This is a genomic window from [Mycobacterium] fortunisiensis, from assembly GCF_019050325.1.
Taxonomy (GTDB): Bacteria; Actinomycetota; Actinomycetes; order Mycobacteriales; family Mycobacteriaceae; genus Mycobacterium; species Mycobacterium fortunisiensis.
Genome location: NZ_VOMB01000009.1, coordinates 119,982 through 138,997, shown reverse-complemented (window position 1 = coordinate 138,997; position 19,016 = coordinate 119,982). Strand labels below are relative to the sequence as shown.

Genomic DNA, 19,016 nt, shown 5'->3' with positions numbered 1-19,016 from the left:
CTACACTGACCGGTGCTCACAGGTGAGGAATTTCAACGAGCACACCTGGGGACGTTCGATGAGCGCAATCACGACAGGATGTCGCTGACCGTGTCGGTGTCGGCCAGCAGTGTGAGAACCATGTCTTGACCTAGCAGGGCCCAAATGTCGTAGAACTGCCGTCCGATCCGCGGCAACCCTTGCACGGTGGCGCGGCGGTCCGGGTCGACCACAAAGTTGTTGACCCGGAACAGTTTTTCTATCAACGTGCGGCCCGGGTGCAAGACTGTGACTTCGAATGGAGTCAAGTCCTCCCAATCGCCGTCAATCAACCCCTGCAGCACCCGAGACAACAGAGACTCCACAGTGGCGCTCACCGCGGGCCTGGGGCCACCGGACTGACCCAGCTCGATGAGAACCGATGTCGGGTCGGCAAGCCCTACGGCACTGTTGCTGTAGCCCAACGGCAGTTCGAGATGAGCATGGCTGTGCAACGTCCCGAGGTCTCCACCCGATTCCCGCCCTGTGCATTGACCGCCTGTGGTGGACGCCGCGGTTTCCAGCATGGTCTTAAGTGCCTTCTTGGCGGTTCGCTTCGACGAATATTCACCAACCACCAACAGATCAAGGTCTTCGGAGAACCGTTCGATTATCCGCAGCTTTTCCAGGCTGGTTCCGCCCTTGAACACGACCTCTTCGGCGTGGCTGGCCATTACCGTGCGTAGCACTTCGCAGATCCAGTAGTCCTTCTCCACAGCCAGCGGCTGTACCCCCAGGCGTTCTGCGGCTGCAGCGATTGTCGCGGTGAATACTTCGGGATCTTCAGCGCGCCACAATGACACAGTCAGGCAGCCAAACCTGCCAAGGCTCGCGCCTCGGTGCGCGGGTCGGCGGCGGGCACCTTCTCGGCCAATTCCACCAGACCGGCCTGGGTCAGCAGGTGGCGCAGCCGGGCCCGCGCCGAGGCTGGCTCAGTTTCACTGGCCCCAGCCAGCCGTGAGGCATCGATACCGCCTGAGCTAATCAGCTCCTGGAGCCTACTCATGGCTTCCTGCGGTCCAGTCTCGATGACGCGGTCCCACCCGTCGAGCACTTCCAGTGCAGCCACCTCAGTCTGGCTCAGTGCGTAATCGGCGCGGCCGCGGCGAGCCGCCCGGTTCACGAACCGCAGGGTGCCGGCATCGGTTGGTGGGCGGGCCGGCACGGCGTACTCGGCCCAACGGGGAATCTGGGTGGACAGCCTCAGCGCGTTTGCGGCCGACAACCCGGCCGGCCCGATACCTGGCTGGCCGGTCAACTGTGCGGCCAGGGCCGCCGGTGACGGCGGCGCCATACCCAGCGGCGTCTTGGTTCCGCGCCAGTACAGGCCCTTGCGGATATGTCGCAGCTCCCCGTGCTGCACAAGATCGGCGAGCAGATGCTGGGTAGTTGAGTCCGGCGCGTCAATGTCAGCCCTCTTCCAGAACCGGTTACGGGAATTCAGCACGGCGCTGCGGGCAGCCTGGGCGCCACGGCGGTCGTAATGAGTGGGCATCGACATTCACCTCCTTCTCTTGCAACTTCTCTGCAAGACAATACGAGAATCTTCCTATTCCCGCACCTACACGCACTCTCACCTGTGCAAATCGGGCGAATATTGTCGCCGCCACCGGCGCTTGGGTCGCCGCCATCACAAGTCGTAAGGCAGTCCCGGCCGCGTTGGTGCTCATCGCTTTCGTGCCGTTTGCGCCGCTGACACTGTTCGCGCTCGGGCTCGCGTTTTAGTTAATCTCCAGGTGCCGCGCGATTTCGGTGCCGATGCGCGCTCGGGGTTTGGTCGGTGCGGCGGCGGTTGGACAGGAAACGCTGATCGCACAACTCACAGTCGCCGCGCTGCACGATTCACCGATGAACCAGGCGAAAATCTGGCTGGCCGTCCGTCCAGTAGCGGCAGCGAGCTCAGGATTCACTGGGAACAGCGCCGGGAGTGTCCCGGTAGCGGCGAAGCAGAAATCACGCCGATGACCGCGGAGATCGAGATGCCCAACCGGTGGGGACGACGGCTGCGCTACGCCTTCGCCGTCGTGCTTTTGATGATGGCTTTGATCGGATTTAAAGAGGGCCTGCAGTGGTACTGGGCTGTCATCGGCGCTTGCGCGGCCGCTGGATTCGCCACGCTTGGCAGGCAGATTTTCCGCCCGGGCGTTAGTCGGACGACCAATGAGATCGTCTGCCGCTACATTCCCTACTACGAGGGCAACGCATTCTTTTTGACGATCTTGCTTCCGCTGATTGCGATTGCGGCCATCGCTGCGGGATATGCACCAGGCAACCCAGTGTGGCTACGGGTAGCAGGAATCGCCTTACTCGCGCTTACGCCACTGTTTGTCTATTCCACGGTACGAATGTGGCGGCGATGTCTTCTCCGGATTAGTCAGTCGGCACTGACAGTCCGGTTGGCCGTCCCGGGTGATGGTGAGATAACTGAGATCCGGCGTGAGCATGTTCAGTCAATCGCTCCCAAAACGAGTCCGAACGGAGTGAGCGGCACACGAGCGCTGCAAGTTGAGCTTGCTTACCGTCCAGGCGGTTCGAGTGAAGTCACCAAAACGGTAATGCTCGGCCCGCAGTTCACCGTAGAGCCAATCAACCTTCTGAACGCGCTCGTGGCATGGAAAGACGGCGGAAAGGACTCGACCGAGTTGTTGGATCGTATAGAGCAGTTCCTTCGCAGTCGCCGCCCAACGGTAGGTGTGTGACTGAGTTGCTGGAAATAGTTCCCGCCGAATGATATTCGGCGATAGCTAGGAAACTGACGGCTGGCAGCGAACGGGCCCGTTAGTTCTCCGTCGCCTCGGTAATGGCGCCAACAACGGCGCAGACGCCACTCCGCGCAGCGCTAACCCACATCACCGTCGGTGATGTTGCGCTCTGACTGGCCGTGGTGCTCACCCGGCCTCGCCGAGGCCGAGTATTGGCGGCGGAAGCCATTCGGTACGACCGTCTTTGCCGGTCCGGGTCCGCCAGCCTTTACTGGTCAACAGTCGATGGCAGGGTTGGCAGGCCAGGGTCAGTTCGTCGATGTTCGTCTGCCCACCGTCCGCCCAATCTCGGTCACGGTGGTGGACCTGACACCAGGAGGCCGGCGCTGTGCAACCCGGCCGGGTGCAGCCGCCTTCCATGCCGAAGAGCGCGAGGCGTTGCCCGGCTGACGCAATTCGCTTGGTACGGCCCAGGTATAGCGGCACGTTGGTGTGCGAGTCGTAGATGCACAGGTAGTGATACGCGTGGCTGGCCACCCGAAGCACGTCTTCCATATGCAGCATGCTGCCGTCTCCGGTGATCGCCCAGCCCTCACCAGACATCATCTGGTCGAGCGTGGCGGTGACCACCAACGTGGTGGGCAATCCCCGATGCTGACCCAGCTGCCCCGAGGCCAGGAGCGCGCGGCACATCGCCTTCAACGCATCGTGATTCCGCTGCGCCGTGGTGCGCACATCCCGCTTGACCGCGTCCTCGTCGGGTTCGCCGTCGACACAGGGATTTTCATCGTCCGGATTGCATTTACCGGGCGCCGCCCAGTTGGAGTTGACTGCCATCAAGTACGCGCGGCACTCCGGGTCGACGAATCCGCTGACCTCACTCAAACCATCGGCGTCCTGCTCACCGATTCGTATGCCGCGACGACGTCCCCGAATTTTGTCTTTGGGCTCCGGTCCGTCCTGATCGATCGTCATCGACAGCCGATTCGCGACCTGCTTCAGATCATCGGGCGTGAGCCTGGTCGCCGCGTCGCCCAACGTCTCCTCGGCCTTGTCCCGAGCTGCGGCGCTGACACCGGCGGGCAACTTCTTGAAGAACTTCCGGATCACCCGGGCATGTTCGACACCGATGGCGCCGCGAGACTGGGCGGCTGCGGTGACCGGCAGCTTTGGCGGCAGCGGCTCGCCCGTCATGGCGCAACGCGGTCCGAAGGCTTCGGCATCGTCGAGGCGAGCCTGCGCCTCGGAGGTGCTGATCCGCAGCGTGTTCACCAAGATGTCGCGAATCGAGTTGCCGCACGCCGTCTTGGCAGTGATCTCCGTGGCCATCCTGGCGACGATCGCGTGGTTCACCGCGGCTTGAGCACGCGCCAAACGTTCCCGCCGGCTGGCGACCCAATGCAGGTCGGTGAGGGTGAGCACGTCGTGGGAGGACGCGGCGATCTTGGCCCCCAGCGCCTCATAAGCCTCGTAGTCCGCCAGTAGTTGCTGGCGATCCAACGGTGCGTACTTCATGTATCGAACATTAGTTCGAAGGTCCGACAAGTTTCGCGGTTGCGTTCCGAAATCTGCGACGAATGAGGTATCAGTACATTCCAGTGGCCAAAGTGGTCAAAGTTTTTCAGCCGGTCCGCTGCAAGACCGCACCGCAACGAATCGCGCCCGCCGACGACGGATCCCGGATTCGCCGGACCACGACGCCGAGCGTGGCGAATTCTGCTGACGCGCTGCCAATCCCCCGATACCGATGACGGGTTGCGCCGCGCGCAGTCATGCCATCTACACCCGAGACATCGATATGGGCAAATTTGCGCCGAAGCAAACGGGCGTTGCTAAAGTGTGCGGACCATTGTCAGCTGCGTCACATCCAGAAGGCGGCACGCTTGATATCACAGCCCACTCCTCCCCGTCTGTCCATGGCCAAGACCGCTGCCACCACGGCAGCGGTCATTGCTACTACGGCCGCGCTGACCGCCGGGCTCGCATCCAGCGCGCCCGAGGCGCTCGCGGCCCACAACCGCAGTGCGCAAGCCGATGTCGAGCTGGTCGCCCTGTCGGACGACATCGGCAAGATCCCCGACATCGTCGGGCTCTACGGAGTAGGCCCGGTCTTCTGGACTGCCCAACTCCTGGGACTCACCCCCGAGAACGTGATCAAAGCGGCCGGCGGCTTGACCGGCAACACCGAGTTGGCCTCGGCCGTCATCTCGCTGCTCGACGTCTTGGACGCGATCTCGCCGGTTACGGCCGGCGTCAAGGGCCCGATGCCCGACGACGTCTACGGCGCGGTGAACGGGTTGAAGTACTCCTTCACCGGACTCGCCGACATGCTCGGCCTGGGTAATGACGCCATATCGAAGGGATTCCTCGACTGGGTGGTCGATATAGCCCCCGTCCTGAATCAGCGTCGCGACATCATCCTGTCCGAAAGCCTCGGCGGGCTGACCACCTCGCTGGCCTACCGCGACATGATCAACGCGGTGCAGTCCGACGACCCAGACTGGGGCGTCGGGGTAACCGGCCAATGGCTCATCATGGTGAACAATGTCAGCCGACCCGGTGGCGGATTGCTTGCCCTGGCAACACCTTTGACGAACCTGTTCGGGCTGAACCTCACGACTCCGGACGCCAGCAGCTACACCAACGCCGACATGACGAAGGTGCTCAACACCTCGATCCTCGACGTCACCTGGGCCTACAACCCCCTCTCGGATGTCCCCACCACGCTGAACCCGCTGGCGTGGGCCAACTCCGCGGCGGCCGGGGTGTTCCTCACCTATCTCCTGCCCGACGCGGGCAACAACATCGTCGACCACGTCCTGCCACAGTTGGGCACCGGCATTCTCGACGGCGTCAAGGTGATGATCGACCCCACCGGCGGTCAAGGCCTAGGGATGATTCCCGGTATCGGCCAGTGGTTGCGTAACGTGAACTTCCTCGACTTCCCCGGCAACGCCACCTACATCACCTATGACTCGGGCAATCTCCCGTTGCTCGAACCGTTCCGGATGGCCCCGCATCTGTTGAATCTGCTTCCAGGCGTTCATATCCCGACGCCGTTGACCGACAGCGTGGAAGATGCGTTGCGCATGATGGTGAACATGGGTTACCAGGATGTCGATCCCGACACCTTGGAGCGCACGTTCGACGAGGCCAGCGACCAGGCGTATCTGTGGCATTCTCCGCTGAACGCGACGCAGCAGCTGGCTGCCAACCAGACAATCTTCAATGCCCTGGTCGACGGCATTCAGGCCAATGCGCTGAACCCGGAGGCCTGGACCCCGGAGCTTCCGGGCGCGGACTTCAAGCCCATCGTGCAGAACGCGGTAGCGGTGGCGCTCGCCAAGGCAGTGAACGACGCCATCGACGCGATCCAGCAGAACGCCACCGACCCGATGTTCGACGCGGTGGAGAAGGGCCTGGCGCCGGTCACGACGGCACTCGACGGTGTCAACGCACAGATTGAGTCCGCCATCGACAGCGCGCTGAAGGTCAATGGCACCACGACCAACAGGCAGGCCATCACGTCGGTTCCGTCCACCGGCAGCCAGGCGCGCACCCTGAGCATCGAGGCGCCGATGGCACAGGCTGATGCGCCTGCCGTGGAGCAGGATTCGTCGGCAGACATCAAGACGGACATCAAGACGGACATCAAGGCGGACATCAAGCAGCTGTCGGAGGCTCCCAAGGCCGCCCCCAAACCGGCCAAGCCCCGTCACGCCGCCGACGCCCGCGATGCGCTGAAGAAGTCGGTGCAGGAGACCGTCGCCAAGGCGACGGGGACAGAGGCGACGGGCACCCAGGCCGACGGCACGAGCGCCGACAGCACGGACACCGATACCAAGAAGGCCGACACGAAGAAGCCCAACCGCAAGAAGCCCGACAACACCAAGAAGCGGACCATGAAGAAAGCCTCCAAACACGCGGCCGCGTAATCGCTGACAGTGCCGGGGCCGCCTCGGTAGCGTGGCGATATGCCACGCACTGTGCTCGTCACCGGGGCGACCGGCACGCTCGGCCACCATGTGGTGCCTGAGGCGACGGAGGCCGGCCATCACGTCCGCGCGTTGAGCCGTCGGGACCGGGTGGGTTACACGGGTGTGCATTGGCACCAGGCCGACTTGCTGAAGCCCGACACGTTGGACGCCGCTCTCGACGGGGTGGATGTCGTGGTCCATTGCGCCACCCAAGCCACCGGCACCAAGGACATCAGGGCGGCTCGGAATCTGATCGAGGCGGTGCGGCGCCGGGGCGTCGGGCATCTCGTCTATATCTCGATCGTGGGGATCGAGGACATTCCGCTGCCCTACTACAAGACGAAGTTGCGGGTCGAGCAGGCGCTGGCGTCGTCGGGTATCGGGCACACGATTTTGCGCGCCACCCAGTTCCACGAGCTAATCGAAAAGATGTTCTCGGCGCAGCGGTTCTCCCCGGTGTTGTGGGCGCTTCGCGGTGTCAGTTTTCAGCCGATCGACACCCGTGATGTGGCGTCGCGTTTGGTGTCGTTGATCGATGCAGAGCCGGCCGGGCGGGTGCCCGACATCGGTGGACCGAGTGTGCACAGTCACCCGGATTTGGGACGGATGTATCTATCAGCACACAACAGCCATCGGCGGGTGGCAAGGTTCACCATCCCCGGCCGTATTGTCGCGGGTTACAGGTCGGGAGCCAATCTGACCCGGGAAAATGCGGTTGAGGGCACGTCGTTCGAGGACTATCTGGCCGCGGCGGGGTAGCTCGGAGGCGTCGGGGCGGGTTCACCGTCGCAACCGTGGCGACACAGTTCGGCCACCGGTGTTGCATGTGACAGCGATCGTCGTAGGCTCAACAGCGATGAGCACTTCAGCGCCGCAGGGCCGGTCGATGCGCGCTGCCGACACCGACCGCATTCAGGTGGCGCAGCTGCTCACTGATGCCGCTGCCGCGGGTCGCCTGCCGATGGACCTGTATGAGGACAGGCTGGCAAAGGCTTATGCCGCGGAAACCTATGACGATCTGGCTCGGCTCAGCCGCGATCTTCCCGGCGCGGTGAACTGTTCGGCCGGCACCTGTCGCCCGGCACCTTCAACCCTGCTGCTGGCGATCATGAGTGGGTTCGAGCGCCGCGGCCGCTGGAACGTCCCGAAGAAGTTGACGACGTTCGCGTTGTTCGGTGGCGGCGTGGTCGATCTGCGTTACGCCGATTTCACCGCGCCCGACGTCGAGGTCCGCACCTATTCGATTTTCGGCGGCCAGACGATCCTGGTGCCGCCGGAGGTGAACGTCGATCTGCATGGCGTGGGCGTGATGGGAAATTTCGATCAGAGCGTCAACGGCGAGGGCACGGCTGGGGCGCCGCGTGTACACGTCCGCGGTTTCTCGCTGTGGGGCAGTGTCAGCGTCAAGCGCAAGAAGCGCCGCAACCAGATCGACTAAATCTCGCGATTCCACGTATTCGGTAGCAGTGGCTCGAGCTCGATGACGGTGCCGTCCACCGAGTTCGTCCCGTCCTGTTCGACGAGTCCGGCCGCACCTGCCGTGCCGACGCTGCCGGTCCCACTGAACCCCATCCACCCCGCGCCCCGGTCAGATGTCCTTACCCCGCACCCCAGTTGCTCGTCCGGCGGTGCCGCGGGTTCGGGATCGACGGTGACGTTCATGTCCATGAAGCGCGGGGCTGGGTTCTTGGCGCGTCCGCGCCGACGGCGACGAGCGCGCGCAGGTGAATGTGCCGACGCGGCCGCGACACTGCCGGCGGCGGGCACCAGGGCCGGGCTGCCGTCCTTGGCGGTGGGGCTGAAGCCGGCGTCGGGTGGTTCGTCGCCGGCGGTCAGGACGGCGTAGTTCAGGGCAGCTGCCGGTGCGGCGGGTGCGGGCGCAGCCGTCGTCGCCGATACCGCAGACGGTGCGGCGGCGCCGGCCCCGCTCACCGGCGCGGACATCCCGGCCAGTACGGGTGGCTGCTGGCGGTGCTCGGCGGGCAGTGTCCGGTTGGCGGGTTGTTGTTCGGGTTGGCCGGGCTGGTCGATCGCCGGCTGCTCGATGCCCAGCGGTATCGCCAGGCCGATCGAGGCGAGGCTCAGGCCAACCGCGGTCCCCCACAGCGGGCTGGTCAGCGCCGCGTAGATCGGGACGTTCAGCGATTCGTAGGCGGCGAACAGCCCCCCGTTGACGAGCAGGGCGAGCAGCGAGGCCGGGTTCGGGTTGGCGACGAAATCCTGCAGGGCCTTGATCGCCTCGCCGAGAAAGGGGAAGCCGTCGATGGCACCGGTGTCCCCCGCGCCGGTCTCGGGGCTGGCGCTCTGCCCGCCGGCCTCGCCACCTGGGGCCAGGATCGGCGGCGCGGCCTGGGTGGCGGGTACCGCATCGAGCGCAACGGCGGACTGGGCTTGGTACAGCCCCATGGTGGTGGCCGCCTGAATCCACATGCGCGCGTAGTCGGCTTCGTTGAGGGCGATCGGGATCGTGTTCAGGCCAAAGAAATTCGTCGCGACGAGCGCGGCATGGGTGATGTGGTTGGCGGAAAGTTCTGCCAGTGGTGGCATCTCGACCATCGCGCTGAGGTAGGCCGCGGCGGCGGCCTCGTGTTGCGCGGCTGCTGCTGCGCCGTCGGCACTGGTCTGTGACAGCCAGGCCAGGTAGGGAACGTGGGCGGCGACGTAGCGTTCGGCGCTGGGGCCTTCCCATGCGCCGGCCTGCACCGTGTCGAGCACGGCCGCGAGTTCGGTGGCCGCCGAGGCATATTCGTTGCTCAGCACATGCCAGGCACCGGCTGCGGCCAGCATGTCGCCGGGGCCCGGCCCACTACTCAGCAGCGTCGAATGCACTTCGGGTGGCAGCGCCATCCAGATCGGCGTCACGGCCGGCCCCGCTGCGTGTGCGCTTCGGCGATCACCTCATCCAACGGCTTGCCCGGCGACGCTGCCGACACGATGCCCTGCACCACGGTGGTGATCAACATCGCGAAGTATTCGTCGTCGGTGAGAACCCAGCGCCGTTCGTAGGCCGTGCCGAGTTCTCCCAGACCGGCCAGCACTTCGTGGGCGGCTTCGTGTTCGGTGAGGAAGCCGGCGTCGTCGTTGGCGGTGCGGCGGCGCTCGTCGGCGGCGACCAGGCTGAGTGTCAGCCTGGCGACGGCACCCAGAATCGTCACCGCAGCGTCTGTCGAGTAGCTGCGCCGCCCGAGTGCGTCGACCTGATCGCTGATCAGCCGCGCGCTGCTCTCCCCGCGGGGAAACAGCACCAGCATGTATGCCGCCAGGCCGGGGTGGGCGGCGACGAACTGTCGCATCTGCACGGCGAACGACACCAGGAACGCGGCGGCGTCCTGCTGCGGGTCGTCGGCGATGCGCAGATCGTCCAGCAGCCGCTCACCGACGAGACGTTCGAGTTCCCAGCGGCCGTCCACATGGCGGTACAGCGCCGCGGTGGACACCCCGAGTTTGGTGGCGACGGCACTGATCCGTAGTTGGTCCATCCCGAGTTCACAGCCGGCGCGCACGATGTCATCTCGTGTGATCAAGCTGGGCCGGCCCACTGGCCGCGACGATCCTGGCACCCATCACTCCCTGGTCAACGATTTGTGACTATGCATCACTAATTAGGCGTCAGGTTAGCCGACCATGGGTCGGAGCGGGGAACTACGTCGTCTTATCGAGCGCCGAAGCGCTGATCAGCGCGGACGAGCCGGATGATCTCGTCGGCGATCACCTGCGGTTCGGTGACTGGAATGGTGTGCCCGGAGTGCTGGGCGACGACATGGCGACCGTGTGGGGACTGCGCCGCGCGATGGGCGTGGGCGGCATTCGCCTGCGCCCGAACCTCCTCGGGCATGCCGTCGCGGGCCAGCGCGAGCGCGCCGGAGATCACCGTGGTGACCGGTATGTCCCCGGTGTCGGGCGGCGCGGTCTTGAACGCCTCGACCTCGTCGAGGTAGCTGCGGGCCTGACGCGCCTGGGTCTGAATCACGCTGGGCGCAAACGCTTCCCGGCGCAAGTCATCCCGAACGTCGTCGGCGGGCGCGGCGGCCAGCAGCGAGCCGTACAGGAATCGGAGCAGGCCGAGCCGGGCGAGGACCTTCCCGACGCGCAACGCCACTTTTTCGTTGCGACGGAACTGCGCACTGAAGACGACGTCGGCCGCCTCGTCGATCGGATCCACCAGAACCAGACCGGCCACCAGCTGCGGCCGTCGTGACGCGGCCAGTCTCACGACAGGCCCGCCGCCACTGTGGCCGACGAGAATGATGGGCCCCGGGCTGAAATGGTCGAGCAGATCGACGAGGTCGTCGGTCATCCGCGCGACAGTCCGGGCGACGGGGTCGGGTTCTGAACGACCAAGCCCCGCACGGTCATACACGACGGCGCGGGCGACGGGTGCGACCAGCACCTGCACCGCAGCCCAGTAGGAGCGGGTGGAGCCCGCCCCACCCTCGAACACCACGGCAGCGGGATTGTCGGGGTCAGGGCCGGGCAACACCTGCGCGTAGAGCCGGCGGCCATCGCGGGTGGGCACCCATTCGGGAGCGCCCTGGGTGTGCGGCCCGGGGTTACCGCTCACTGCCGAGCCGGAACAGGTTGAGCTTGTAGCCCTTGATGACAGACGGCACGAGCCGGGCCATCAACGGCAGGCCGTGGCGGTAGCGCGCCGGCCAGGTCTTGGCGACTTCGGGTTGCGGCTGAGCGAATGTGCGGGTTTCGATCAGGTGCAGGCCCCAGCTTTCGAGCTCCCGCGGGGTATCGCAGATCCATTGCATCCGAGCGGTCACCGGCTTCATCACCCCGTTGCGGTCTTGGTTGCGCACCATCAGCGTGCCTCCGGTGTCGAACGTGATGAGCGAACCCGCGAAGCGATCAGCCAGCTGGGCCACGACGGTACGCGCCTGCTCCTCGGCCAGATACAGCAGCACGGCCTCGCTGACGAACAGATACGGCGGCGGCGAAGCGGCCACCGCGTCGAACCAGTCGGTGTCCAGGACCGAACCGGCCAGCATGGTGTACCGGTCCTGATCGGCAAAGAATTTGCGGCGCAAGGCGATCGAGTCGGGCAGGTCGATGTCGAACCAGTGCACCCGGCCGTTGTCGACCCGGTCGAACCGGGTGTTCAAACCGGTGCCGAGCTCGACGACGGTGCCGTCGGGGTGGTCGCCGAGGAAGCGCCGCACCCAACCGTCGAAGATGGCGGTTCGAAGCACCGAGCCCGGCAGTGACATTCCCTTGAACCGGGTGAAGTCGTAGTCGATGGAGTTGACGAGTTCCACGGCGCGCGCATCGTTGAGTACGGGCCGACGTGCCCGGGCATCGTTCGCCCGGCCGAGTAGTGGGATCAACAACGTCTCTTGCACTTCGCCGAGATCAGGCTGAATCTTGTTCACCCGCAACACCCCCACGTTTTGAATTAGGCTACCCTAAGTTCGGCGGTGGCGGTCGCCTCGCGTTCGGCTACTGCTCGGCGGTCTCCACGACGCCCTTGATCCGCTCCAGGGTCTTGCGCATGTCGCGGACGTTGCGGCGACGACGCAGTTGGCCACCCAGCAGCGAGAACAGGGTGGTGAACGGGCCCGGTGCCATCCAGAACGATTCGGTGACGTCGGTGTCGGTGCCCACCGGCGTCAATCGGTAGTGCCAGTTGTTGACCACCCGATCGCCGACCAGGACGGCAAAGCCGAACTCCCGTCCGGGCTCGCACGCGGTCACCTCGCACGTGGTCCAGTAGGTCGGGCCCATCTCGTTTCGCTTGACGTGCCCGCGAAACCGCGCTCCGAGGGCCGGACCGGTGGCACCGCCGAGCCACTCGGCCTCCATCACCTCGGGTGAAAACTTTCCGGTGTTGCGGACATCGGCGATGAGATCCCAGATGCGTTCCGCCGGTGCGGACATCCGCACGGTGACTGAACCTTCCATGGCCATGGTGTCTGCCTCCCCGAGTTGGATAGAACGCCTGCGCGTCATCCCACAAACTAGAGGGTGCGGCCGCCGCTGAACAACCTTCCCACGACCTGCACTCTGTTGCCCCGGACGCATGGTCGTGAGAACACAACGGCCCCCACCGTTTTGGAGGGGGCCGTTGTGGTGAAGTCAGGCGCTACTTGTCTTTGCCGCCTTTGTGGTCCTTGCGGTCCTTGTGCCCCTTGTCGGACTTGCTCCCGGTGTCCGACTTGCTGCCCGAGCTTGCGTTGCTGCCCGAGCTGGCATTGCTGCCGCTGGAACCAGTGGAGCCCGCGTTGCTGCCGGTGGAGCTGGAACCGCTATCGCCGGCTGCGGTGCTGCCGGCGGCTTTGGCGTCCGCGTTCGCGCCGGCCTTGGGCGTGGCCTTGAAGGCCTTCCTGAGGTCGTCGGTGGCCTTCTCGACGAACTTCTCGCCGGTGGTCTGCTTGCGCTGAGCACGCGGCTTGGGGGTGAACTTGTTGGCTTTCCCACTGGTGACTCCGGTGGCGTCAGTGTCAGTGTCAGTGTCAGTCGATTCGGTACCGCCGGACGTCTCTTCGGCCTGACCGGACTTCTCTTCCGCCTGGCCGGATTCCTCTTGCGGCGCAGGCTCTTTGACGTCCGCGCCAGCTTCGGGATCTTCAGACGCCGCGGGTTCTTCGGCAGCCTCAGCCGGCTCCTCGACCGTGGCCGTGGGCTTCAGATCCAGTTTCAGGTTCGCCAGCTTGGAAAGCTCGGCCTTGGCAGCCTCGCGCTCTGTGATCTCGGCGGCCAGTGCGCCGATCTCGGAGCTGCCCTCGGTCTTGTCGACCGTGGTGCCGTCTTCAGCGGCCTGAGCGTCCTCGGCGTTGAGATCGAGGTTGATGAGCCTGCTCAGTGCGGTGGGCAACGCCTTGCTGGCCGAGGCCAGTGTGGCGGTGCTCTTGGCGGAAGCCGTGTCCTCGGTGCCTTCTTCGCCTTCCTCGGGGTCGGTCTCCGGGTCCTCGGCCCCGATACCGGACGCCGCTTCGATCACACGGTCGATGACGTATTTGATGACGCCGTCGATTCCCTGGTCGTAGTTCCCGGCGCCGGAGAAGAAGATGGTCGTCGCGTTGGCCAAGTCGGTGCCGACCAGCGGGACGCCGGCAGCTACTGCGCTTGCGAGAGCGCCGACTAATGGGATCCAGTTCTGTGACAGATACTGCGCCGTGGCCAACCCTTGCGAAACAGCACCATCAGCTCCACCGGTGAGCTCGGAAACGACGACCTGGACGGTCTCTTCGATGCCCAACTCATAGAAATACGGGTTGACGTTGTTGTACAGGAACGAAGCGGCATCGGAGAGCAGCGGAATCCCCGTGTTGATGGCCTCGTCCAGGATCTGGTCGCTCACGTAGTAAGCGAGCCCGACAGCCCCGTCACGGTAGATATCTCCCCAGATGGGACCGCCGCTATCGTAAACAGGTTCGTCATCCTCGCCGTTGATCTGTACGAGGTCATCGCCGTCGGCGATGTAGATGGGTTCGGTACCGGCGATCGGCACCCCGTTCTCGTCCAACTGGGCGTAGAGGGCGTTTCCGTCCTCATCCAGCGCCCGCGAGTACAGGGTGTTACCTTCCTCGTCCTGCCCGTTTTCCACATACAGCTCGAACCAGCCGTAGTTGTCGCCGTAGTACGGGTCGTACGTGCTGCCGACGATGCCGCCCCAGCCATCTGTCCTGAAGAAGATGTCGAGCATGGTTTGCAGGTGGGTTTGGGGATCGACATCGCTGATCCCCAGCAGCTTCAGCTCTTTGACAGTGACCGCCCGCTTCGGCGCGACTGCACTGACGTCACTGGCCGCCACCGTGATGTCCGGCGGCGTCATCAGTCCCGGGGTCGCCGCGATGATGGCACCAGCGCTCGCGAGTGCGACGCCAGTGGTGAGGAGCGGACGGACTGCCATTGGGCATGACCCCTTATCTTCGAGCGTGAGCTGGGCCCCGGAGAACCCGTGCCGTTACCGGCGGACAACCTGAAAAGTCCTTGAGAAGGGTAAAGCCCGGCCGGATCGCCCGCAAGCTGTAGCGAAGCCGGATCGAGCCCGTCGACCTACCCGTTCGACCCTCATTTCGGCACCAACTGACGCCAAATTTTTCGACGCAAAACAAGGAATTCCGCAGCGGTGCCCGGTCAGCTAATTTCGAATACCGTCGCCGCCGAGGCCACCAGGCGCAAAGCTGCCGGTTGACGGCCGCGGAAACCGTCGCGTGGCCGCCCGACCCTCGGGCCCGGCACACTCGCGCCCACAGCCTGGTCGCCTCGTGCCAGACCCGGCGGCGGATCGGCCATAACCCTAGGTCGGCCCACACATTGCACACGTCGGCGGTCCGGCCGCGCACGACCGCTCCGACCCCGGCGTCGGGGTGGCCCGCGGTGACGTCGATGCCTCGGCGGGGCCCGCCGAGGCCCGTTGGGCGTTGCGTGGAACTTTGCCCCGCAAAAGCCGCTCTGCGCCGCCTCGGATTCCGTCCGCGATATCGAAAAAGTGCGGCATGGGAAATGCGACGAACAAACCTCGACTTACGAAGTAGTCAATAATCCCTGGTCAGGGGCCTGAGCGAACATCAGCAAGGCCCCAAAACCTGAGGGGAACCTGAATATTCATCCAATCGCACACCGGCCGGCCGTCATGGTGTTCCAGGCGCGTCTCACTTGTCGCCGTCGGCTCCCTTGGCTCCGTCGCTACCCGCTCCGTCCGACCCGGCGCCTTTGTCGGCGCCGGTGGCATGGTTGACGGCCTTCTCCAGGTTCTTCAAAAACCTGCTGCCGTTGGTCTCACCCTTCTGCCTGCCGTTGTCGAACAGGACGGGTGGCGAGACCTTGTTGCCACCGGCGGTGTCCACGCCGCGCTCGTCGCTCTCGTCGGACTTCTCCTCGGCCACCTTTTCTTTGACCCGGCTCCACGGCTTGACGTGGGGCTTCGCCGGCTCGCGCGACTCCGGCGACTCCGCTGCGACCGGCTCGTCAACCGGGAGGTCGTCGACTGCGGGGACCTGCTCGGCGCCACGTTCGACGGTGGCGTCGAGCCGGCTTTGATCCTGCACCTCGGGCTCCTCGACGGGCTTCTCCGCCACCGGGGCCCGGAACTTCCGCACGGGCAGGTCCAGCTGCACCGTCGGCAGGTTCAGCAGCCTGCCGGGCCGCGGCAGGTCGACGGAAGCCGGATCGGAGGTCGTCGCCGGCCGCGCCTCGGTTTCCGGCTCGGCGTTGAGTTCGGCCTGGGCCAGGAGCATCGTCGGGCTGCTGTTGTCGAGCGGATTGATCAGGTTCGGCACCGGATCGGGCGTGCCCTGCGCGATGGCATCCACCACATAGGTGAATGCCGCGTAGATGCCGGTGTTGTCGCCGTATTCGAAGAAGAACGCTTTCGTGAGGCCGTAGGCGTAGCCGTCCTCCGGCAGGTTGTCGAGCAGGAGATTGCCGACGAGTTGCGTCGCGCCACCCTCGAAGAAGTCGTCGACGCGCTTGGTGAGGTCCAGTCGGCCCGTCGGGTCGATGGCATCGATCACCACGGCGACGGCACGCACGGCCTGATGCGCGAGCTCGGTGAAGCCGCCCTCGAAGAAGATGTTGTCCACATCGCCCAACGGCAAGATGTTGTCGCTGAGGTAGTACGCCAGCCCGGTGAACCCCTTCTGGCACACCGCGCCTTCAGCCGTGCAGTCGCCGGGCCCGCCGTCGCCGGGGAACCACAGCCCGCCATAGCCCTGGGTGAAGGCCTGCCAAGCGCCCTGCAGTGACAGCGCCAGCAGATCGATCTGCTGTTGCGTCAGCCTCGGCGCCGTAGCCGGCGCGGCGACCTTGACCTCGTCGCGCGGTACGAACAGCGCGGGCGTCGCCACCACGAGCGCCCCGGCGCTCAGCAGTGCGGCACCCGTGGTGACAAACGGACGTACAGCCATGTCCCAGCCCCTTGACAATAAGGAGAAACGGCCCATTCTGAGCATCCGCGCCACACTGCGCGGCGACTTAGAAACTGCTGAGAATGCTATGGCGACATTTGGCCGGCCGCAACCGATAAAAGCTGAATATTCGGCAGCCCGAGCGGCAACGCACAACCAATTGTATTGATACATAACCGCAGTTCAGCGGCCATCCTATTGACAACGCAATGACCCCCGTAATTACTTTCATAGATGTCAATAATCGCTGTCGCGGCCCAACCTATTGCCAATGCAAAGAATGCGGCCGGTTATTGCCTGGGAAAGAATTTCCTCAATTGTCACGTGAATGTGAACTGCGTTGCGGCGAGCCCGCCGCCGAGGACCGCAACTTCCCGGCCCGCGGCCCCGTCCCGCCGTCCCGTGGCCCCGACGCCCGGTGCGAATCCGACTGATCCCGGCCCAGGGCTTTCGGGCTGAAGTTCGGGCCCGTACGCAGCGCCGGGCGGGAGGCCGGCGCGACCGCACGTACCGACGAGCGTGCCGGCGCCTCGACCGGCTCCGGCTCCACGGCGGCCTCGCGCACCGATGCCCGCTCCGAGGTCGCCGCCGAGCCGCCCTGACGCAGAATGTCGGCGCCCTCCTGCAACCCGGCGGTGAAGTCGTGGACGAACCGCTGCGTCTCCTGCGCCGTCGGGATCAGCCGGGCCGGCGCGTAGTTCTGCGGGTTGGCCAGTGGATCGTTGTCCGGATACCCGTAGTCGACGACGGCGCGCAACGCCGGGGTGGCGGCGTCGGCCAGCAGGTTGCCCGGCTCCCCCAGCGCCCGCAGCGGCGCGACCAGCGGCAGATCCGCGGACTCGTACCCGACGTAAGTGGTGTCGTCGACCTTGCTGATCCGCACCGTGCCGGTGGCGGTCTGGCGCACGATGGTCCCGCCGGCGGCCAGCTCGTCCTGGCAGGCGGCATCGCAGTCGCGCACATTGCCCTGCGCGTCGACGGGGAAATCCAGGCTGTCCTGGTTGAGCCTGCGCTCGAAGTACGCCATCAACGAGTTGGCCATCGCGGGTGCATTCCACAGGTAGGCCGGGATGTTGGAGTTGATGTCGTACTCATAGACGACGTTGACCACCGGCACCCCCGGATCCGTCGGCGTCGGGATCGGATTCACCCCGATCAGCCCGAAAACCGGTAGCCGCGTACCGAATCCGCCGTTGGGGCTCGCGACGTTGTTGTCGAGCACATACAACGAGGGTTGCGCGACCACCGGATCGTGGGTCAGCTTCGCGTAACTCAGCAACAGGCTCACATTGGCCGCGCCCCACCCTGAGGACAGCACCACGTTGTCCTCGGAGCCGTGCTCCTCGAGCGCCTGATACACCCCGAACGGACCGGTGAAGAAGTTCGCGACCACCGGCTCGTCCTGCCCCTGCCGATACAGCCCGCCGTAGAAGTCGGCGACCCCGTCGCCGGTCGGGTTCGTCGAACTCGCGCCGATGACGAGCGCCGACAGTTGCACCGCGGCGACCGGTTGGGTCACCCCCAACGCCGCCACCATCGCCAACGCCATCCCGCCCAGGAAGGATGTCGACAGCGCGTGCGTGCGTCTGCGTGGTGCCAGTGCCGGTGCCATTGCCCCGCCTCTCAGCCGGTCCGAATGAGCAGAAGCTACCGGACCGCCAAACGCCGACGTCAGCAAATACCCGATCAGCGCGGCATCGCGATGCGCAACCCGGCCAACATCACCTGGACGTCGGCCATGTACGTCGGGTTGCTGGGCACGGTGGTCTGCGCCATCGCGATCACGTTCCACACCCTCGATCCGAGCGGCACCATCACTGTCACCGCCGTCACGTAGATCGTCTTTCCGCGATCGTCGTCAGGCGGAATCGTGTAGCTGGCCATGATCGCCGGGAACTCACAGATCTCGGCCCGCTCCTGCGTGAGCTTCTGTCCGCCAGAGCTTTCCAGGCCCTTGATGCTGTCGGCCAACAACTCCCTGGGTGTGCGGTCGCCGTCGGTGACGTCCCCCGTCGACAGCGATACCACCGGATTCGTCACGCCGTCGCCGAGAGCTGTGTTGCGCAACATCAGTTTGACCACGCCCTTGGCCGCCTCGGGCACCGGATCCCAGCCCGGCGGTTGCGCAACGCGCACCCGCGGCTGACCGGGCTCGCTGCCAGGGACCTCGATCCACTGATCGGCATGCAGTTGCTCGCACGATTGGGGTTTGTACGCCGGCGCTCCCGATGACTCTGCCGAGTGCCCCGGCTCGAACCCGGCCGTCGCGGAGCCGTCTACCAGCTGCGTGCAGCCGCTGAGCGTCAGCCCGGCCGCCACCACGACCACCTGCGCAACTCGCCCCGTCCCCATCGCTGATTGAGACTACGCGGCCGTTTCTGCGCCGAGCGTGACGCGGGGGTCGCTGCACCACGTCGTCAACGACATCTGCGTCACTGTCGATGTGGATGCCCTGCCAACCCAGC

At 65.2% G+C, this 19,016-nt stretch carries 16 protein-coding genes; 4 read left to right on the top strand and 12 right to left on the bottom strand.

Going from position 1 to position 19,016, the window contains the following annotated elements; genetic code table 11:
- Positions 1-68: 68 nt before the first annotated feature.
- Both FR943_RS06675 and FR943_RS06670 read right to left on the bottom strand, forming a co-directional pair.
- A complete protein-coding gene (locus FR943_RS06675) occupies positions 69-821 on the bottom strand; it encodes a nucleotidyl transferase AbiEii/AbiGii toxin family protein (RefSeq protein WP_217155563.1) in 753 nt (250 codons plus the stop codon).
- A 2-nt stretch (positions 822-823) separates the two neighbouring features.
- Complete coding sequence (locus FR943_RS06670; RefSeq protein WP_246584881.1) at positions 824-1,513, bottom strand: hypothetical protein; 690 nt, start codon at positions 1,511-1,513, stop codon at positions 824-826.
- Positions 1,514-1,997: 484 nt separating this feature from the next.
- Between FR943_RS06670 and FR943_RS06665 the strand changes: the two genes are divergently transcribed.
- On the top strand, positions 1,998-2,717 hold the full coding sequence (locus tag FR943_RS06665; protein ID WP_217155579.1) for a hypothetical protein: 720 nt from the start codon (positions 1,998-2,000) through the stop codon (positions 2,715-2,717).
- A gap of 189 nt (positions 2,718-2,906) precedes the next feature.
- On the opposite strand, the gene FR943_RS06660 is transcribed toward FR943_RS06665, so the two are convergent.
- Positions 2,907-4,235: an HNH endonuclease signature motif containing protein gene (locus FR943_RS06660; RefSeq protein WP_217155561.1), complete on the bottom strand. Its 1,329-nt coding sequence runs from the start codon at positions 4,233-4,235 to the stop codon at positions 2,907-2,909.
- A gap of 401 nt (positions 4,236-4,636) precedes the next feature.
- On the opposite strand from FR943_RS06660, the gene FR943_RS06655 reads away from it, so the two are divergent.
- From FR943_RS06655 to FR943_RS06645, 3 genes are all read left to right on the top strand, one after another.
- On the top strand, positions 4,637-6,655 hold the full coding sequence (locus tag FR943_RS06655; RefSeq protein WP_246584879.1) for an alpha/beta hydrolase family protein: 2,019 nt from the start codon (positions 4,637-4,639) through the stop codon (positions 6,653-6,655).
- Positions 6,656-6,694: 39 nt separating this feature from the next.
- Entirely contained in the window at positions 6,695-7,456 is a 762-nt protein-coding gene (locus tag FR943_RS06650; RefSeq protein WP_217155560.1) for an SDR family oxidoreductase, read from the top strand.
- A 97-nt stretch (positions 7,457-7,553) separates the two neighbouring features.
- Positions 7,554-8,135 carry a DUF1707 SHOCT-like domain-containing protein gene (locus FR943_RS06645; protein ID WP_217155559.1) on the top strand — a complete coding sequence of 194 codons (582 nt, stop codon included), beginning with the start codon at positions 7,554-7,556 and terminating at the stop codon, positions 8,133-8,135.
- Here the strand turns inward: FR943_RS06645 and FR943_RS06640 are convergent.
- The 9 genes from FR943_RS06640 to FR943_RS06600 all read right to left on the bottom strand — a co-directional run bounded on the left by FR943_RS06640 (position 8,132) and on the right by FR943_RS06600 (position 18,903).
- Positions 8,132-9,559, bottom strand: coding sequence for a PPE domain-containing protein (locus FR943_RS06640; RefSeq protein WP_217155558.1), 1,428 nt, complete (start codon positions 9,557-9,559; stop codon positions 8,132-8,134). The genes FR943_RS06645 and FR943_RS06640 overlap by 4 nt on opposite strands.
- Positions 9,556-10,200 carry a TetR/AcrR family transcriptional regulator gene (locus tag FR943_RS06635; protein WP_217155557.1) on the bottom strand — a complete coding sequence of 215 codons (645 nt, stop codon included), beginning with the start codon at positions 10,198-10,200 and terminating at the stop codon, positions 9,556-9,558. The genes FR943_RS06640 and FR943_RS06635 overlap by 4 nt, the downstream gene beginning before the upstream one ends.
- A 149-nt stretch (positions 10,201-10,349) precedes the next feature.
- Positions 10,350-11,258 (bottom strand): alpha/beta fold hydrolase, encoded by a 909-nt coding sequence (locus FR943_RS06630; RefSeq protein WP_308170484.1) that lies wholly within the window; start codon positions 11,256-11,258, stop codon positions 10,350-10,352.
- Complete coding sequence (locus FR943_RS06625; RefSeq protein WP_217155556.1) at positions 11,248-12,072, bottom strand: class I SAM-dependent methyltransferase; 825 nt, start codon at positions 12,070-12,072, stop codon at positions 11,248-11,250. Before FR943_RS06625 ends, FR943_RS06630 begins: the two co-directional genes overlap by 11 nt.
- A 67-nt stretch (positions 12,073-12,139) precedes the next feature.
- A complete protein-coding gene (locus FR943_RS06620) occupies positions 12,140-12,601 on the bottom strand; it encodes an SRPBCC family protein (protein ID WP_217155576.1) in 462 nt (153 codons plus the stop codon).
- Positions 12,602-12,782: 181 nt separating this feature from the next.
- A complete protein-coding gene (locus tag FR943_RS06615) occupies positions 12,783-14,552 on the bottom strand; it encodes a hypothetical protein (protein ID WP_217155555.1) in 1,770 nt (589 codons plus the stop codon).
- Between the two features lie 745 nt (positions 14,553-15,297).
- Complete coding sequence (locus FR943_RS06610; RefSeq protein WP_217155554.1) at positions 15,298-16,551, bottom strand: hypothetical protein; 1,254 nt, start codon at positions 16,549-16,551, stop codon at positions 15,298-15,300.
- Positions 16,552-16,864: 313 nt separating this feature from the next.
- A complete protein-coding gene (locus FR943_RS06605; protein ID WP_217155553.1) occupies positions 16,865-18,163 on the bottom strand; it encodes a PE-PPE domain-containing protein in 1,299 nt (432 codons plus the stop codon).
- Positions 18,164-18,237: 74 nt separating this feature from the next.
- On the bottom strand, positions 18,238-18,903 hold the full coding sequence (locus FR943_RS06600) for an LpqN/LpqT family lipoprotein (RefSeq protein ID WP_217155552.1): 666 nt from the start codon (positions 18,901-18,903) through the stop codon (positions 18,238-18,240).
- Positions 18,904-19,016: the final 113 nt, after the last annotated feature.

Excerpts from the sequence above, each read along its gene's own strand:
- FR943_RS06660 (WP_217155561.1), bottom strand. The coding sequence starts at position 4,235 with ATGAAGTACGCACCGTTGGATCGCCAGCAACTACTGGCGGACTACGAG.
- FR943_RS06665 (WP_217155579.1), top strand. The coding sequence starts at position 1,998 with ATGCCCAACCGGTGGGGACGACGGCTGCGCTACGCCTTCGCCGTCGTG.
- FR943_RS06645 (WP_217155559.1), top strand. The coding sequence starts at position 7,554 with ATGAGCACTTCAGCGCCGCAGGGCCGGTCGATGCGCGCTGCCGACACC.
- FR943_RS06620 (WP_217155576.1), bottom strand. The coding sequence starts at position 12,601 with ATGGAAGGTTCAGTCACCGTGCGGATGTCCGCACCGGCGGAACGCATC.
- FR943_RS06615 (WP_217155555.1), bottom strand. The coding sequence starts at position 14,552 with ATGGCAGTCCGTCCGCTCCTCACCACTGGCGTCGCACTCGCGAGCGCT.
- FR943_RS06605 (WP_217155553.1), bottom strand. The coding sequence starts at position 18,163 with ATGGCACCGGCACTGGCACCACGCAGACGCACGCACGCGCTGTCGACA.
- FR943_RS06650 (WP_217155560.1), top strand. The coding sequence starts at position 6,695 with ATGCCACGCACTGTGCTCGTCACCGGGGCGACCGGCACGCTCGGCCAC.
- FR943_RS06610 (WP_217155554.1), bottom strand. The coding sequence starts at position 16,551 with ATGGCTGTACGTCCGTTTGTCACCACGGGTGCCGCACTGCTGAGCGCC.
- FR943_RS06670 (WP_246584881.1), bottom strand. The coding sequence starts at position 1,513 with ATGCCCACTCATTACGACCGCCGTGGCGCCCAGGCTGCCCGCAGCGCC.
- FR943_RS06655 (WP_246584879.1), top strand. The coding sequence starts at position 4,637 with ATGGCCAAGACCGCTGCCACCACGGCAGCGGTCATTGCTACTACGGCC.
- FR943_RS06600 (WP_217155552.1), bottom strand. The coding sequence starts at position 18,903 with ATGGGGACGGGGCGAGTTGCGCAGGTGGTCGTGGTGGCGGCCGGGCTG.